Source organism: Isoptericola hypogeus (assembly GCF_039531145.1).
GTDB classification, from domain to species: Bacteria; Actinomycetota; Actinomycetes; order Actinomycetales; family Cellulomonadaceae; genus Isoptericola; species Isoptericola hypogeus.
In genome coordinates this window covers 6,702-21,261 of the sequence record NZ_BAAAPM010000006.1, presented here as the reverse complement: position 1 = coordinate 21,261, position 14,560 = coordinate 6,702, and the positions used below count along the sequence as shown (strand labels likewise).

The following is a 14,560-nucleotide window of genomic DNA, read 5'->3' as shown; positions in this document are numbered from 1 at the left end:
GGAGCGACGCCACGGGGACCGTACGTCTGCAATGATGGTCGGCCGCACCGGCGCCGCGGACATCGCGGCACCAGGCACCATCAGGACGCGGGAGGATGCGTGGCGGGCAGGCAGGACGAGCTGGCGCGCGAGCAGGCGGTCGTCGACCGTCTCTACGACCGGTTGGACGAGCTGCGGGCGGCCACCCGCGACCGCCTCGCCGGGGTCCGACGGTCGGGATCCGTCGGGACGCCGCAGAACCGCAGCGAGCGCGACGCGTTCGCGACGCTGTACGAGGACCGGGTCGCCCAGCTCGACGCCGTGGAGGACCGGCTGGTCTTCGGTCGGCTCGACCTCGCCGACGAGGTCACCCGGTACGTGGGCCGGATCGGCATCGCCGACGACGCGCACCGTTCCCTCCTCACGGACTGGCGCGCCCCCGCGGCCACGGCCTTCTACCGCGCGACCGCGCTCCACCCGGGCGACGTGCGCCGGCGGCGGCACCTGGTGACGTCCCGGCGCACGGTCACGGGCCTCGAGGACGAGGTGCTGGACCTCGACGCCCTGGCGGACGCGGACGGCGAGGGTGACCAGGGCGGCGGCGACGGCGTGCTCGCCGCGTCGTCGCTGTCGGGCGAGGGCGCGCTGCTCGCCTCGCTCGCCAGCCGCCGCACCGGCCGGATGACGGACATCGTCGCGACCATCCAGTCCGAGCAGGACCGCGTCATCCGCGCGGAGCTCGCGGGTGCGCTGGTCGTCCAGGGCGGACCGGGCACGGGCAAGACGGCCGTGGCCCTGCACCGCGCCGCCTACCTGCTGTACGCGCACCGCCGGCTGCTGGAGCGCAGCGGCGTGCTCCTGGTCGGGCCGAGCCGGGCGTTCCTGCGCTACATCGACCAGGTGCTCCCCTCGCTCGGCGAGACGGGCGTCGTGGCGACGACGATCGGCGAGCTCGTCCCCGGCGTCCGTGCCACCGCGGTCGACCGCGGAGTGGTCGCCGAGATCAAGGGGCGCCTGCTGTGGCGCTCCGCGATCCGGAGCGCCGTGCGGGCCCGCGAGCGCGTGCCCGCTGCCGACCACCCGGTGCGCGTCGAGGGGCACGACTACGTGATCCGCCGGCGCGACGTGCGCGACGCGATCGCCCGGGCCCGGCGCACCCACAAGCCGCACAACGAGGCCCGCGCGACGTTCGTCCGCGAGATGCTCGCCCGGCTGGTGGACCAGTACCGCGCCGACGTCGACGCGGAGCTCAGCCCCGAGGACGTCGCGCTCGTCACCGAGGACCTCCGCTCGCACCGCGAGATCCGGGTGGCGCTCAACCTGGCCTGGTTCCCGATCACCCCCCAGCGGCTGGTCGCCGACCTCTTCGCGAAGCCGCACCGGCTGGCCGAGGCCGCACCCGAGCTCGGCCCGGCCGACCGGGCGGCGCTGCGGCGCGAGTCCGGCGCGCCGTGGACGGAGTCGGACGTGCCGCTCCTCGACGAGGCCGCGGAGCTGCTCGGGGAGGACGACTCGCTCGCCCGGGCGGAGGCGCACGCCCTCGAGGCCGAACGCGCGGCCGAGCTCGAGTACGCCCGGTCCGTGCTGGAGTCGTCGGGCGCGGGCGGCGGGCTCGTCGACGCCGAGACGCTCGCGTCGCGCTTCGCCGCGACCGGTCCCCGCCTGACGACGGCGGAGCGCGCGGCGACCGACCGGACCTGGACCTACGGGCACGTGGTGGTCGACGAGGCGCAGGAGCTCTCCCCGATGGCGTGGCGTGCCCTGGTGCGCCGGGTGCCGACCCGCTCGATGACGATCGTCGGCGACGTCGCGCAAACGTCGTCGGCCGCGGGCGCCCGGTCGTGGTCCCATGCGCTCGACCCTGTGCTGCGCGGCTCCTGGCGGCTCGAGGAGCTGACGGTGAGCTACCGCACGCCGGCCGCCGTCGCGGACGCCGCCCAGCGGATGGCCCTCGCCGCCGGCCTCCCGACCTCGCCGCTGACGGCGGCACGGCAGGTGGACGGCTCGCTCGAGCTCGCGCACGTCGCCCCGTCCGGGCCGGAGCGCCCGGACCTCGTGCGCCAGGTCGTGGACCAGGTGTCGATGCTCGCGGGCGAGTTCGTCGGCGCCGACGGTGCCGGGCGGGTGGCGGTCGTCGCCGCGGCCGGCCAGGTGGCGGCGCTGCGTGCCGCCGTGGAGTCGGTGCTCCCCGACGCGCTCGGGCGCGAGGAAGGGTCCCGCCTGCTCGGCCAGCGCCCGGACGACGCGCAGGTCGTCGTGCTGGACCCCCGACAGGCCAAGGGCCTGGAGTTCGACGCCGTCGTCCTGGTCGAGCCGGCCGACGTCGCCGAGGGGGACGGCGGGGCCTCCGACCTGTACGTCGCCATGACCCGCCCGACCCAGCGGCTCGTCGTCGTGCACTCCCGCCCGCTCCCGGCCGGGATCCTCGAGCCGGTCGCGGCGTGAGACGGGTTTGTCCCTCGCGGGTGGACGGCGCACCATAGGCACGTGCTGCGCGCCCTCCTTCTCGAGAACGTCCATCCCGTCGCCGCCCGGAATCTCCGCGACGCGGGGATCGAGGTCGTCACGCGCCCCGGGGCGCTCGACGAGGCCGAGCTGATCGAGTCTCTCGCGGACTTCCAGATCCTCGGCATCCGGTCCAAGACCCAGGTCACCCGCAGGGTGATCGAGAGCCTCCCCGGGCTGCTGGCCGTCGGCACGTTCAGCATCGGCACGAACCAGATCGACCTGGCCGCGGCAGCAGCGCACGGCGTCGCCGTGTTCAACGCCCCCTACTCCAACACGCGGTCGGTGGTGGAGCTCGCGCTCGCCGAGATCATCGCGCTCACCCGTCGACTCTCCGTGCGGGACAAGGCCCTGCACGACGGCGTGTGGGACAAGACCGCGGACGGCGCGCACGAGGTGCGGGGCCGCACGCTCGGCATCATCGGCTACGGCAACATCGGGTCGCAGCTGTCCGTCCTGGCCGAGAACCTCGGCATGCGGGTCGTCTTCTTCGACGCCGCCGAGAAGCTGGCCCTGGGCAACGCGCACCGTGTCGAGACGCTGGACGAGCTGCTCGAGGTCGCCGACGCCGTCACGATCCACGTCGACGGGCGCCCGGGCAACGCCGGGCTGTTCGGAGCGGACCTGTTCGCACGGATGAAGCCCGGCGCCATCTTCCTCAACCTCTCGCGGGGCTTCGTCGTCGACGTCACGGCGCTGCGGGAGCACATCCTGTCGGGGCACCTCTCGGGCGCCGCGGTGGATGTCTTCCCGACCGAGCCGAAGAAGCGTGGCGACGAGTTCGTCTCGGAGCTGCGGGGACTGCCGAACGTCATCCTCACGCCGCACGTCGGGGGCTCGACCGAGGAGGCGCAGGAGGCGATCGGCGAGTTCGTCTCGAAGAAGGTGCGCGACTACGTGGCCACCGGCTCGACCACCCTGTCGGTCAACCTGCCGAACCTGCAGCTCGAGCACACCGGTGTCGGCCGCATCATGCTGCTGCACCGCAACACTCCGGGCGTGCTCGCCGCCGTCAACCAGGTGTTCGCCGACCACGGCGCCAACATCGACGCGCAGATGCTCGCCACCCGCGGGGACCTCGGCTACGTGGTGACCGACATCTCCGACGTCACGCAGCGCGGGGCGTCGGCGAAGCTCCAGGCGATGGCCTCGACGGTCCGGCTGCGCATCCGCGACGCCTTCGAGCGGCCGGAGTTCCCGCCGGGGCCCGCCGCCGGCTGAGCACGGCCCACCCCGCACGCGACGAGGGGCGCCCCGGTACCGGGGCGCCCCTCGCGACGTCTTCACGGCCGCCGCGAACGACGGCCGGCGCTCAGCCCGACTTGCGCCGGAACATCTTCTGCACGGGTCCGCTCGTCTCCGAGCCGTGCACCGCGCCCGTGTTCCCGTCGGATCCTGCCGACGGGTGTCGCGCGGCGTTCTTCTTCTCGAGCGCCTCGCGGAACCGTGCCTTCGTGTCCTCGCTGGGCGCCGTCTCCCGGCCCTCCGCGGAGCTTGCGCCCTCGTGTCCTTGCGCCGTCATTGCGACCACCTCGTCCGTCTCGTCGGGGTGTGCGTGCTGACGTCCGCACGCCCGCCGCACCCTGGTGGCGTCCAGCATGGTGCACCCCGGCGGGCGGCGCCACAGGATTTCACCCTCGGCCACGTCTCACCGTCGCGTCGGCGCTGGCGTGTCCCGGACCTCTCCGCCCTGGTCACGCACCTCGCGGGCACCGGCCTCGTCGGGACCTCCCGCGCCGTCGCCCTCGCCCGCCCCTGCGGCGCGCGCCTCGCGCTCGACCCGCTCGGCCCGCAGCGACGTGATGGCACTCTCGAAGTCCTCCAGCGACTCGAAGTCCTGATAGACGCTCGCGAACCGGAGGTACGCCACCTCGTCGAGCTCGCGCAGCGGACCGAGGATCGCCAGGCCCACCTCGTACGCGTCGATCTCGGGGCTGCCGGTCCCCCGGAGCGTCTCCTCCACCTTCTGTGCGAGCAGGGCAAGGTCGTCGGCGCTCACCGGGCGACCCTGACAGGCCTTCCGCACGCCGGAGACGATCTTGTCCCGGCTGAAGGGCTCGGTCGCACCGGACCGCTTGACGACCGAGAGGCTCGCCGTCTCGATCGTGGTGAAGCGCCGCTGGCACGACGGGCACTGTCGACGACGGCGGATGGTGGTGCCGTCGTCGGACGTCCGGGAGTCGACGACGCGCGAGTCCGCGTGTCTGCAGAACGGGCAGTGCATCGGGTACTCCTGGGCTCGGTGCCGGACCGGCGCCCGGCTGCCGACAACGTAGGCGGCGACCCGCGCCCTGCGCAACACGCCGCCCTGCGGCGGGGCCCCGAGCGGACCTTCCCGACGTCTCACTCCTGCGGCAGCAGCACCACCTGCCCCACCTGGAGGTCTGCCGACTCGAGCTCGTTCAGCTCCTGGAGGTCCACCACGACGTCGCGCACGTCCTCGTCGGTGCTCGCGAGACCCCGCGCGTACTCCCACAGCGACTCTCCCGGCGCCACGGTGTGCAGCCGGACCTCCAGGGGGCCGCCAGGCGTGCCGGCGACGGCGCGCTGACCGACGAGCCCGGCCGCAGCGGCGACCAGGACGGCGACGAGGACGACCACGGCTCGCCCGCGCCGGGTGAGCCGGAGGCCGCCGAGGCCGAGGGGCCCGGGGGCGGAGACGGTGCTGGCCATGATGGTGGTCCTCTCGTCGCGTCGGTGCGGCCATCGCCCGTCGGGCGGCCACGCCGTGTCGAAGGTTCCTGTGTCGAGCCGTCGGCGTCGATCCGTCCGAGTCGATTCGTCGATGTCGAACACCCGTTCGTCGAACGCCTGTACCAAGGTGTAGCACAGGAGTGCGACACGGTCGAGCGTTTGTCGAACAGATGTTTGATGCGCGGGGCGATCTGACCTAGAGTGGTTCCAGCGCGATGGAAGGTTTGTCGGATTTCAGGGCCCGTCGGGGCGGGCCGCGACGTCGGAGGACGGGAGAACGTCATGACGAGCGGACGGGACGAGGCGGCCGGGGCGACGGGCCCCGCCCTGGCCTCGGTGAGCGAGCTCGCGCCGGGCGCCGATCGCCTGACGCCGCGCCAGCGGCGGGTGCTGGAGACCATCCGCGTCTCCGTGGACACCCGCGGGTATCCGCCGACGATGCGCGAGATCGGCGAGGCCGTCGGGCTCGCGAGCCCGTCGTCGGTCAAGCACCAGCTCACCACGCTCGAGCGCAAGGGCTACCTGCGTCGCGACCCGAACCGGCCGCGTGCCATCGAGGTCGTCGACCCGGATGCGCCGGGCACGGGCGCCGGACCGGCGGACTACGGCGGCGCGTCCTCCCTCACGAAGGGTGCACCGGGGCTCCCGGCCGACGGAGAGGCGCCGCCTCCCCTGTACGTGCCGCTCGTGGGCCGCATCGCCGCGGGCGGACCGATCCTGGCCGAGCAGGTCGTGGAGGACGTGTTTCCCCTCCCCCGGCAGGTGGTCGGCGACGGCGAGCTCTTCCTGCTGAAGGTGGCCGGCGACTCGATGATCGACGCCGCGATCTGCGACGGGGACTGGGTGGTCGTGCGCCGCCAGCCGGTCGCGGAGAACGGCGAGGTCGTGGCCGCGATGATCGACGGCGAGGCGACGGTGAAGACCTTCAAGCAGGCGGACGGGCACGTCTGGCTGCTGCCCCAGAACAGCGCGTACAGCCCGATCGAGGGCGACGCGGCCCAGGTGCTCGGTCGCGTCGTGGCGGTGCTGCGCAGCCTCTGACGGCGCGCGGGGCCGTGCGGGCCGCCTCAGATGCCGAGGCGGGCCTGCACCTCGCGCATGCTCCGGGCCGACGCGCGCAGGCCTGCGACCTCGTCGTCCGACAACGGCGTGTCGATGGTCTCCGCGACGCCCCGACGGTCGACGAGCGAGGGCACGGACAGGCAGACGTCGCTGATCCCGTAGAACCCGTCGAGCCGTGACGACACGGACATCACGCGGTGCTCGTCGTTGAGGATCGCCTCGATGATGCGCGTCGCGGCCAGGCCCACCGCGTAGTTCGTCGCACCCTTGCCCGCGATCACGCGGTAGGCCGAGGTCACGACGTCGCTCGCGATGCGCTCCCGAGCCGCGGCGTCCAGCGGCTCGTGCCCCCGGAACGGACGCCAGTCGAGCAGCGGCACGCCGGCGATGGTGGCCGAGCTCCAGAGCACGATCTCCGAGTCGCCGTGCTCCCCCGCGATGTTGGCGTGCACGTTGCCGACCGCGACCCCGCAGTGCCGCGCGACGGAGTCCCGCAGCCGCGAGGAGTCGAGCACGGTGCCGCTGCCGAGCACGCGCTCGTGGGGCAGGCCGCTGACCTGCTGTGCGGCATACGTGACCACGTCGACGGGGTTCGTCACCATGAGGAACACGGCGTCCGGGGCGACCTCGACCAGGCCCGGCAGGATCTTGCGGGTCAGCGCGACCGTCGCCTCCGCGAGGTCGAGGCGGGACTGCCCGGGCTCCTGCTTCGCCCCGGCCGTGACGGCGACGACGTCCGCCCCACGGCAGACCTCCACGTCGTCGGAGCCCTCGATCTCCGCCTGGGGGATGAACATCCCGCCGTGCCGAAGGTCGAGCACCTCGGCCTCGACCTTGGCGCGGTTGACGTCCATGAGGGCCACCGTCCGGGCGGCGCCGCGGGCGAGCGCCGCGTACGCGAGCGTCGCGCCGACGGCGCCCGCCCCGACGATCGCGAGCTTCGTCGTGGTGCGGGCACCACGCGCGTCGCGACCGGATCCAGACGTGTTTTCGGGGGTGGGTGCGGGCACGGTTCCAGGCTAAGTGTCGAGGCGGCGCAGCGCAGCGCGGACGAGGTCGCTGTCGGTGGTCGGCCAGAAGTCCGGCATGGAGCGGGTGAGGAAGGTGCCGTAGCGGGCGGTGGCCAGCCGCGGGTCGAGCACGGCCACCACGCCCCGGTCGTCCGCCGTACGCACCAGCCGCCCGGCCCCCTGCGCGAGCAGGAGTGCCGCGTGGGTGGCGGAGACCTGCATGAACCCGTTGCCGCCCGCCGTCTCGACCGCCCGGGCCCGGGCGGCCTTGACCGGGTCGTCCGGGCGCGGGAACGGGATCCGGTCGATCAGCACGAGCTGGCACGCCGGGCCGGGCACGTCGACGCCCTGCCACAGGGACAGGGTGCCGAAGAGGCAGGTGGCGGGGTCGTCCGCGAACTGCCGCACGAGGGTCGGGAGCTGGTCGTCGCCCTGGCACAGGACGGTGACGTCGAGCCGGTCGCGCATGGCCTCGGCCGCGGCGAGGGCCGCCCGGCGGGAGGAGAACAGCCCGAGCGTGCGCCCGCCCGCCGCCTCGACCAGGCCGGCGATCTCGTCGAGCTGGGCGTCGGTCGTGGGCTCGCGCCCGGGTGCCGGCAGGTGCCGGGCGACGTACAGGATGCCCTGGCGCGGGTAGTCGAACGGGCTCCCGACGTCGAGCCCCGTCCACTCGGGGGTCTCGTCCGTGCCCTTCGAGCCGGCGAGACCGAGCGATCGGGCCACCGGGTCGAAGGACCCACCGAGGGTCAGCGTCGCCGAGGTGAACACGCCCGTGGCCGAGCCGAGCAGGTGAGTGCGGATCAGCCCGGCGACCGCCAGCGGTGCGGCATGCAGCTTCGTCGTCCCGTCGCCCGCCCAGGGCGCGTGCTCGGACGGGCGGGAGCACCAGAGCACGTCCGCGCTCGAGTCCTCGGCAGCCATCCGCTCGGCCACCTCGAAGAGCTGGAGCACCGCCGACTGGGCGAGCTTCGTCCCGGCATCGGCCGCGCCCGCGTCGGCGCGCCCCTTGTCGCCCGTCGGCTTGACCCGGGTGAGCAGCTCGCGGGCGGCGTCGCGCACGGCGGCGACGGCGAGCCGCAGGTCGTCGGGGAGACCCGCCGGGAACCGCTCGGCCGGCGCGGTGGCCAGCAACGAGCCGAGTCGCTGCGCGGCCGCGTCCAGATCCTCCGTCTCGGTGCCGGCGTGTCGTCGCGCGAGCCGGGCGGCGTGCTCCATGACCGTGATCGACAGGTCCACGGTGGCCGACGCGGTGACCCGCTCGGCGAGCTCGTGGGCCTCGTCCACCACGACCGTGTCGTGCTCGGGCAGGACCCCGGTGTTCCCGGACGCGGCGATGCCGAGCATCGCGTGGTTGGTCACCACGACGTCGGCCTCGCGCGCCGTCGCGCGCGCCCGTTCCGGGAAGCACTCGGTCAGCAGCGGGCAACGGTTCCCGAGGCACTCCATGGCCGTGACGGAGACCTGACGCCATGCACGGTCGGGCACGCCGGGCACCAGGTCGTCGCGGTCGCCCGTTTCGGTCTCGTCGGCCCAGGCGTGCAGCCGGCGGACGTGGTCCGCGAGCCGCGCGCCGTCGTCGGCGCGCCCCCCGCGCGGGCCCGCGCCGCCGGGCGTCGGGTGCTGCTCGGCGGCCGAACCCTCCCCCGGGCCGGGATCGGCGGGCAGGTCGAAGAGCGTGGCGCCCTCGACCGGGTAGCCGCCGGTGACCTTGTGCTTGCACAGGTAGTTGTGCCACCCCTTGAGCAGCGCGACGCGGGGCGGGCGCGGCAGGCGCGGTCCGACGGTCTCGGCCACCAGGGGCAGGTCACGCGTGACGACCTGACGCTGCAGCGCCAGCGTCGCGGTGGAGACGAGCACCCGGCGGCCGTCCGCGACCGCGTGCCGGACCGCGGGCACGAGGTAGCCGAGCGACTTGCCCGTGCCCGTCCCGGCCTGCACCAGAAGGTGCCGGCCGTCGTCCACCGCCTCGGTGACGGCGACCGCCATCCGGTGCTGCCCCTCGCGCCGGCCGCCGCCCAGCCCACCGACCGCCAGGTCCAGCAGGTCGTCGGTACCGGGCACGGTCGGGGCGTCGGGAGGGGTCACGCATCGATCCTAGGCGGCGCCGCCCACGCGTCGGACGGATCCTCCACCGCCCCGCGGCGTCGTCAGACCGCCGCGGCCCGCAGGTCCGCGGCGAGGCCCTCGTCCACGTGGCCGTGCACCCGCGTGCCCTCGGCGAGGTGCTCGGTGCGGACGCCGCCGCCCAGCTCGTGCGCGCGGTGCACGAGGTCGCCCCGCGAGTACGGCACGACGAGGTCGACCTCGATGCGCGGGCGCGGCAGCTCGGCCGCCACGAGCGCACGCAGCTCGGCGACTCCCTCTCCGGTATGAGCGGAGACGACCACCGTGCGTCGCTCACGGCGCTGGATCCGCCCGACGACCTCCGGGTCGGCGACGTCCGCCTTGTTCAGCACGACGACCTCGAGCACGTCGTCGATCCCGGGGATCTCCGCGAGGACCTCGCGCACCGCGGCGATCTGTCCCTCCGGCTCCGGGTGCGAGGCGTCCACCACGTGCAGCAGCAGCGCGGCGTCCCCCACCTCCTCCAGCGTGGAGCGGAAGGCCTCGATGAGCTGGTGCGGCAGGTGCCGGACGAACCCGACGGTGTCGGTGAGCGTGTACGGCCGTCCGTCGGCCGTCTTCGCGCGGCGGACCGTGGGGTCGAGCGTGGCGAACAGCGCGTTCTCGACCAGCACGCCGGCGTCGGTCATCGCGTTGAGCAGTGACGACTTGCCCGCGTTGGTGTAGCCCGCGATCGCGACGTTGGGCACGGCGTGACGTCGGCGCTCGAGGCGCTTGGTCTCGCGTGCCGGCTTCATGGCGGCGATCTCGCGGCGCAGCTTGGCCATCCGGTCGCGGATGCGGCGCCGGTCGAGCTCGATCTTCGTCTCACCGGGCCCACGCGAACCCATGCCCGCGCCCTGGCCGCCGACCTGGCCACCGGCCTGCCGGGACATCGAGTCGCCCCACCCGCGCAGGCGCGGGAGCAGGTACTCGAGCTGCGCGAGCTCGACCTGGGCCTTGCCCTCCCGGGACTTGGCGTGCTGGGCGAAGATGTCGAGGATCAGCGCCGTCCGGTCGACCACCTTGACCTTCACGATGTCCTCGAGGGCGCGACGCTGGGACGGGGCCAGCTCGGTGTCGGCGATGACGGTGTCGGCGCCGGTGGCGGCGACCACCTCGGCGAGCTCCGCGGCCTTGCCGGAGCCGAGGTACGTGCCCGGGTCCGGCTTCTGCCGGCGCTGGAGCAGCCCGTCGAGCACCTGGGACCCGGCCGTCTCGGCCAGCGCCGCGAGCTCGCGCAGGGAGACCTCCGCCTCGCGCGCGGCGGCCTCGCCGCCCGAGTACAGGCCGACGAGGACGACCCGCTCCAGCCGCAGCTGGCGGTACTCGACCTCGGTGACGTCCTCGAGCTCGGTGGACAGGCCCGCCACGCGGCGCAGCGCGCTGCGTTCCGCCAGGTCGAGCTGGTCACCGTCGTGGACGGTGTGGACGGTGGCGCCCTCGGCCCGCGCCGTCCCGGCCCGGGCCAGCACCCTCGCCACGACGTCGTCGGCGATCGCCTGGGCGTCGCGCTGGTCGTTCGACGCGTCCGAGGACGCGTGCGGCATGTCGGGGTCGGTCGGGATATGGGTCAAGACGTACCTTCCGGGTCGATGGCGACGGGCGCACCTCATGCGGGTGCCTCGTGTACAACAAGGGTCGCACGCCGGATCGTCCCGCCCCAGGGAATTCTCCACGGGCGGACGTGCGTCGGCGGGGCGTGGACGACGCCGCGCGCGCCCGTAGGATCGCCGGCGTGAGCGAGCAGCCCGACCACTACTTCACCGCCCGCCCCGCGTCCGAGGCGGAACGACGTCGCCAGGTCGTGCACCTGGCCGGGCGTGACGTCGAGGTCGACGTGGCCGCGGGCGTGTTCTCCCCCGGCGGCGTGGACAAGGGCACCCGGGTGCTCCTGGACGAGGTCCCCGACCCGCCCGACGGGACGCACCTGCTCGACCTGGGGTGCGGGTGGGGCCCGATCGCGCTGACGATGGCGCTGCGCGCCCCGCGGGCCACGGTCTGGGCCGTGGACGTCAACGAGCGCGCCCTGGACCTCCTGCGCGCCACCGCCGACCGGCTCGGCCTGGACCACCTGCACGCCGTCACCGCCGACCAGGTGCCGGACGACGTGCGCTTCGCCGCGGTCTGGTCCAACCCGCCGATCCGTGTGGGCAAGGCCGCCCTGCACGACCTGCTGCGCGCCTGGCTGCCGCGGCTCGACGACGCCGGGGACGCGTGGCTGGTGGTCGCCAAGAACCTCGGGTCCGACTCCCTCGCCCGGTGGATCGAGAGCGAGCTCGGGCTGCCGACCGGCCGCGAGGCCTCGTCGAAGGGCTTCCGGGTGCTGCGCGTGCGCCGCTGACCCCGTCGGCGGACCCGATCAGGGGAGGACGACCTCGCCGGTGAACACGAGCTCGGCCGGCCCGGCCAGCTCGACGTGCCCGTCCGCGAGCACGCGCACCCGGACCTGCCCGCCGGGCACCTCGACCTCCCAGACGTCCGGCACGGGGACGTCGCCCGCCGCGTGCCGGGCCCAGGTCCGCACGGCGAGCGCCGCCGCGCACGCCCCGGTGCCGCACGACTGCGTCTCCCCGACGCCGCGCTCGTGCACACGCATCCGGACGCGGCCCACAGACGCTCCGTCGCCCGTCGTCCGCTCGTCGAGCGGCACGACCAGCTCGACGTTCGTGCCGTCGGCGGGGACCGGCTCGACCTGCGGGGCTCGTGCGAGGTCCGCGGCCGCGAGCTCGTCGAGGCTGGGCAGGGCCACGACCGTGTGCGGGTTCCCCAGGTCGACGCTCAGCGCCGGCCGCGGTGCGGGCCACCCGGCGACGAGCACCTGCGCGTCGGCGCCCTGCGCCGCGGCGCCCGCGCCCCCGGGCAGCGACCAGGCCCCCATGTCGACGGCGTACCAGCCGTCGGGCTCCTTGCGGACGCGCCGCACCCCGGCGCGCGTCCCGAGGGCCAGCTCGCCGCCGGTGGCGAGGTCCGCCAGGCCGAGGCTCTCCGCGAAAGCCGCGAAGACCCGCACCCCGTTGCCGCACATCTGCGCGACGGACCCGTCGGCGTTGCGGTAGTCCATGAACCAGATGGCGTCGGGCTCCTCGGCGAGCACGCGGTCGGCCACCTCCTCGCCCGCCCGCGCGACGGCGGCCGTGGGTGCCAGGCGGATGACGCCGTCGCCGCCGATGCCGCCGCGGCGGTCGGCCAGGCGACGCACCAGGTCGGCGGTGAGGTCGAGGTCACCGCGCGTGTCGGCGAGCAGCACGAAGTCGTTGTGCGTGCCGTGGCCCTTGGTGAAGCGCAGCGTCATGAGCCCAGACTACGGCGCACGGGGGCGTCGCCCGCCTCCGGCAGGCTCCCGGCGTCGGCGGCGCGGACCACGGCGAGGGCGTCCGCCAGCAGGGTGGGCGACGCGGCGTCGAGCCAGTGGACGCGCGGGTCGCGGCCGAACCAGCCCATCTGCTTGCGGGCGAGCCGCCGCGTGTTGGCGACGACGGCGGCGCGGGCCTCGTCGAGCGTCGTCTCGCCGCGCCAGCACGCGAGCAGCTCGGCGTACCCGACCGCGCGCGCCGCCGTCGTGCCGAGGCCCGGGCCGGTGCCGCCCTGCGCGGGCGACGCGAGGGCGCGTGCCTCCGCCACGAGCCCGCCGGACCACATGCGCTCCACCCGAGCGGCGACCCGGGCGTCCAGCGCCTCGCGGTCGCAGTCAAGCCCGAGCTGGACCGCGGGCCGCACGTACTCCTGGCGCGGGAGGTTGGCGGTGTACGGCAGGCCGGTGATCGCGATGACCTCGAGCGCGCGCACGATCCGGCGGGTGTTGTGCGGCCCGATCGACGCGGCCGCCTCGGGGTCGAGGCGCGCGAGCTCGTCGTACAGGGCCCGCCGGCCGTCCGCCTCGGCGCGCCGCTCGAGCCCGGCGCGCACCTCCGGGTCCGTGCCGGGGAAGTCCAGGTGGTCGAGGAGCGCCCGGACGTACAGCCCCGACCCGCCGACGACGACCGCGCGGGCGCCGCGGGCCGCGATCGCGTCCAGGTCGGCGCGCGCCGCGGCCTGGTACCGCGCGACCGACGCGTCCTCCGCCGGGTCGAGGACGTCGAGCTGGTGGTGGGCCACCCCCCGACGCTCGGCGGGCGGGACCTTGGCCGTGCCGACGTCCATGCCGCGGTAGAGCTGGTAGGCGTCGGCATTGACGATCTCGGCCGGCGCGGTCGCGCCCGACTGGTGCGAGCCCGACTGGTCCGAGCCCGGCGCTGCCGGGCCCGACGCTTCCGGGCCCGACGGGGACAGTGCCCGGGCGAGGTCGAGGGCGAGGTCCGACTTCCCGGTGGCGGTGGGGCCCACGACGGCGACGACGATCACGGGCCCACGGTACGTGCTGCGGTCGGAGGACGGCCTCGACGACCGGCACCGCGGTCGGCGACCGGCAGCGTGTCGGCACGGTGGCCGCTCAGGCGCCGGACCGCCACACGGTGACGTCGTAACGTTCCTGCAGGTGCTCGTGCGCCTCGGCGGCGATGCGCACCTCAGGGATCCACCCCGCGCGCCCGGCGACGTCGCCGAGCGTCCCGACCACGGGCCCGTCGTCGTCGGCCGCCACGACCGCTGCGGCGGCCCGCAGGCGGAGCCGGAGCACCTCCGCGTCCTCCGCGTGGAGCCGCGCGGGCACCTCGACGACCTCCACCTCCGCGAGCGCGCCCGCCGCACCGCGCGCCTCCAGCGCGGCGGCGAGGCACAGCAGGGCGACCGACGCGGGCACGTGCGCCACGTCGTCGGGCGCGTACGTGGCCTCGTCGGACGGCGGCCACGCGGCGACGCCGGGCACCCAACGGTCCGCGATACCCGCTCCCGCGAGGCTGGGGCGCAGGCGACCGGACCGCGGCCTCCCCGACCGGACGGGGCCGCGCGCGCCCTGCCGGCCCGCCGATGCGAGCACGAGCAGACCCGCCGGTGCTCCGGGCCGCAACGCGTGGGCGACGAGCTCCCCCAGGGCGGCGCCGACCAGGTCACGGGTCGCGGACAGCACGCGCGCGCCACCGGAGGCGCCGGGGACGAGCAGCGGGGTCGCGGGGACGACGACGGCACGGACGGGCACCCGGCCAACCTAGCGGCTCGGGCTCTCGACGGCGCCGGGTCGCCCGCCGCGCACGGGCCGCCGACGGGCCGCGCTCCCGGCCGCGCTCCCGGCCGCGCTCCCGGCCGCGCTCCCGGCCGCGCTCCCGGCC

The 14,560-nt window shown here is 75.2% G+C and carries 13 protein-coding genes; 4 read left to right on the top strand and 9 right to left on the bottom strand.

Annotation, left to right across the window (positions count from 1 at the left end; all coding sequences use genetic code 11):
• The first annotated feature begins 99 nt into the window (after window positions 1-99).
• A complete protein-coding gene (locus ABD254_RS15305) occupies window positions 100-2,424 on the top strand; it encodes a HelD family protein (RefSeq protein ID WP_344249346.1) in 2,325 nt (774 codons plus the stop codon).
• A gap of 42 nt (window positions 2,425-2,466) precedes the next feature.
• Window positions 2,467-3,705 (top strand): phosphoglycerate dehydrogenase, encoded by a 1,239-nt coding sequence (serA, locus tag ABD254_RS15300; RefSeq protein WP_344249345.1) that lies wholly within the window; start codon window positions 2,467-2,469, stop codon window positions 3,703-3,705.
• A 91-nt stretch (window positions 3,706-3,796) separates the two neighbouring features.
• Here the strand turns inward: serA and ABD254_RS15295 are convergent, their stop codons facing one another.
• The 3 genes from ABD254_RS15295 to ABD254_RS15285 form a co-directional block, all read right to left on the bottom strand.
• Window positions 3,797-4,006 carry a DUF5302 domain-containing protein gene (locus tag ABD254_RS15295; protein WP_344249344.1) on the bottom strand — a complete coding sequence of 70 codons (210 nt, stop codon included), beginning with the start codon at window positions 4,004-4,006 and terminating at the stop codon, window positions 3,797-3,799.
• A 126-nt stretch (window positions 4,007-4,132) separates the two neighbouring features.
• Window positions 4,133-4,708, bottom strand: a complete 576-nt coding sequence (nrdR, locus tag ABD254_RS15290; protein WP_344249343.1) for a transcriptional regulator NrdR — start codon at window positions 4,706-4,708, stop codon at window positions 4,133-4,135.
• Window positions 4,709-4,827: 119 nt separating this feature from the next.
• Window positions 4,828-5,157 (bottom strand): LysM peptidoglycan-binding domain-containing protein, encoded by a 330-nt coding sequence (locus ABD254_RS15285; protein ID WP_344249342.1) that lies wholly within the window; start codon window positions 5,155-5,157, stop codon window positions 4,828-4,830.
• A 303-nt stretch (window positions 5,158-5,460) separates the two neighbouring features.
• Between ABD254_RS15285 and lexA the strand changes: the two genes are divergently transcribed.
• Window positions 5,461-6,219, top strand: coding sequence for a transcriptional repressor LexA (gene lexA, locus ABD254_RS15280; protein ID WP_344249341.1), 759 nt, complete (start codon window positions 5,461-5,463; stop codon window positions 6,217-6,219).
• 26 nt (window positions 6,220-6,245) lie between these two features.
• Here lexA and ABD254_RS15275 read toward each other — a convergent pair whose 3' ends face one another.
• The 3 genes from ABD254_RS15275 to hflX all read right to left on the bottom strand — a co-directional run bounded on the left by ABD254_RS15275 (window position 6,246) and on the right by hflX (window position 10,903).
• Window positions 6,246-7,250, bottom strand: coding sequence for an L-lactate dehydrogenase (locus ABD254_RS15275; RefSeq protein WP_425553815.1), 1,005 nt, complete (start codon window positions 7,248-7,250; stop codon window positions 6,246-6,248).
• 9 nt (window positions 7,251-7,259) lie between these two features.
• Window positions 7,260-9,335: an ATP-dependent DNA helicase gene (locus ABD254_RS15270; RefSeq protein ID WP_344249340.1), complete on the bottom strand. Its 2,076-nt coding sequence runs from the start codon at window positions 9,333-9,335 to the stop codon at window positions 7,260-7,262.
• A 62-nt stretch (window positions 9,336-9,397) separates the two neighbouring features.
• Window positions 9,398-10,903 carry a GTPase HflX gene (gene hflX / locus ABD254_RS15265; protein ID WP_344249444.1) on the bottom strand — a complete coding sequence of 502 codons (1,506 nt, stop codon included), beginning with the start codon at window positions 10,901-10,903 and terminating at the stop codon, window positions 9,398-9,400.
• A 188-nt stretch (window positions 10,904-11,091) separates the two neighbouring features.
• Here hflX and ABD254_RS15260 point away from each other — a divergent pair, with 188 nt between their 5' ends.
• On the top strand, window positions 11,092-11,697 hold the full coding sequence (locus tag ABD254_RS15260; protein WP_344249339.1) for a class I SAM-dependent methyltransferase: 606 nt from the start codon (window positions 11,092-11,094) through the stop codon (window positions 11,695-11,697).
• Window positions 11,698-11,715: 18 nt separating this feature from the next.
• Here ABD254_RS15260 and dapF read toward each other — a convergent pair whose 3' ends face one another.
• The 3 genes from dapF to ABD254_RS15245 all read right to left on the bottom strand — a co-directional run bounded on the left by dapF (window position 11,716) and on the right by ABD254_RS15245 (window position 14,430).
• Complete coding sequence (gene dapF / locus ABD254_RS15255; RefSeq protein ID WP_344249338.1) at window positions 11,716-12,648, bottom strand: diaminopimelate epimerase; 933 nt, start codon at window positions 12,646-12,648, stop codon at window positions 11,716-11,718.
• On the bottom strand, window positions 12,645-13,697 hold the full coding sequence (gene miaA, locus ABD254_RS15250) for a tRNA (adenosine(37)-N6)-dimethylallyltransferase MiaA (RefSeq protein ID WP_344249336.1): 1,053 nt from the start codon (window positions 13,695-13,697) through the stop codon (window positions 12,645-12,647). The genes dapF and miaA overlap by 4 nt, the downstream gene beginning before the upstream one ends.
• 88 nt (window positions 13,698-13,785) lie before the next feature.
• A complete protein-coding gene (locus ABD254_RS15245) occupies window positions 13,786-14,430 on the bottom strand; it encodes a hypothetical protein (RefSeq protein ID WP_344249335.1) in 645 nt (214 codons plus the stop codon).
• Window positions 14,431-14,560 lie beyond the last annotated feature (130 nt).

Bases quoted from the DNA above. Each gene is read 5' to 3' on its own strand.
- ABD254_RS15285 (WP_344249342.1), bottom strand. From the start codon at position 5,157: ATGGCCAGCACCGTCTCCGCCCCCGGGCCCCTCGGCCTCGGCGGCCTC.
- hflX (WP_344249444.1), bottom strand. From the start codon at position 10,903: ATGCCGCACGCGTCCTCGGACGCGTCGAACGACCAGCGCGACGCCCAG.
- ABD254_RS15295 (WP_344249344.1), bottom strand. From the start codon at position 4,006: ATGACGGCGCAAGGACACGAGGGCGCAAGCTCCGCGGAGGGCCGGGAG.
- lexA (WP_344249341.1), top strand. From the start codon at position 5,461: ATGACGAGCGGACGGGACGAGGCGGCCGGGGCGACGGGCCCCGCCCTG.
- nrdR (WP_344249343.1), bottom strand. From the start codon at position 4,708: ATGCACTGCCCGTTCTGCAGACACGCGGACTCGCGCGTCGTCGACTCC.
- dapF (WP_344249338.1), bottom strand. From the start codon at position 12,648: ATGACGCTGCGCTTCACCAAGGGCCACGGCACGCACAACGACTTCGTG.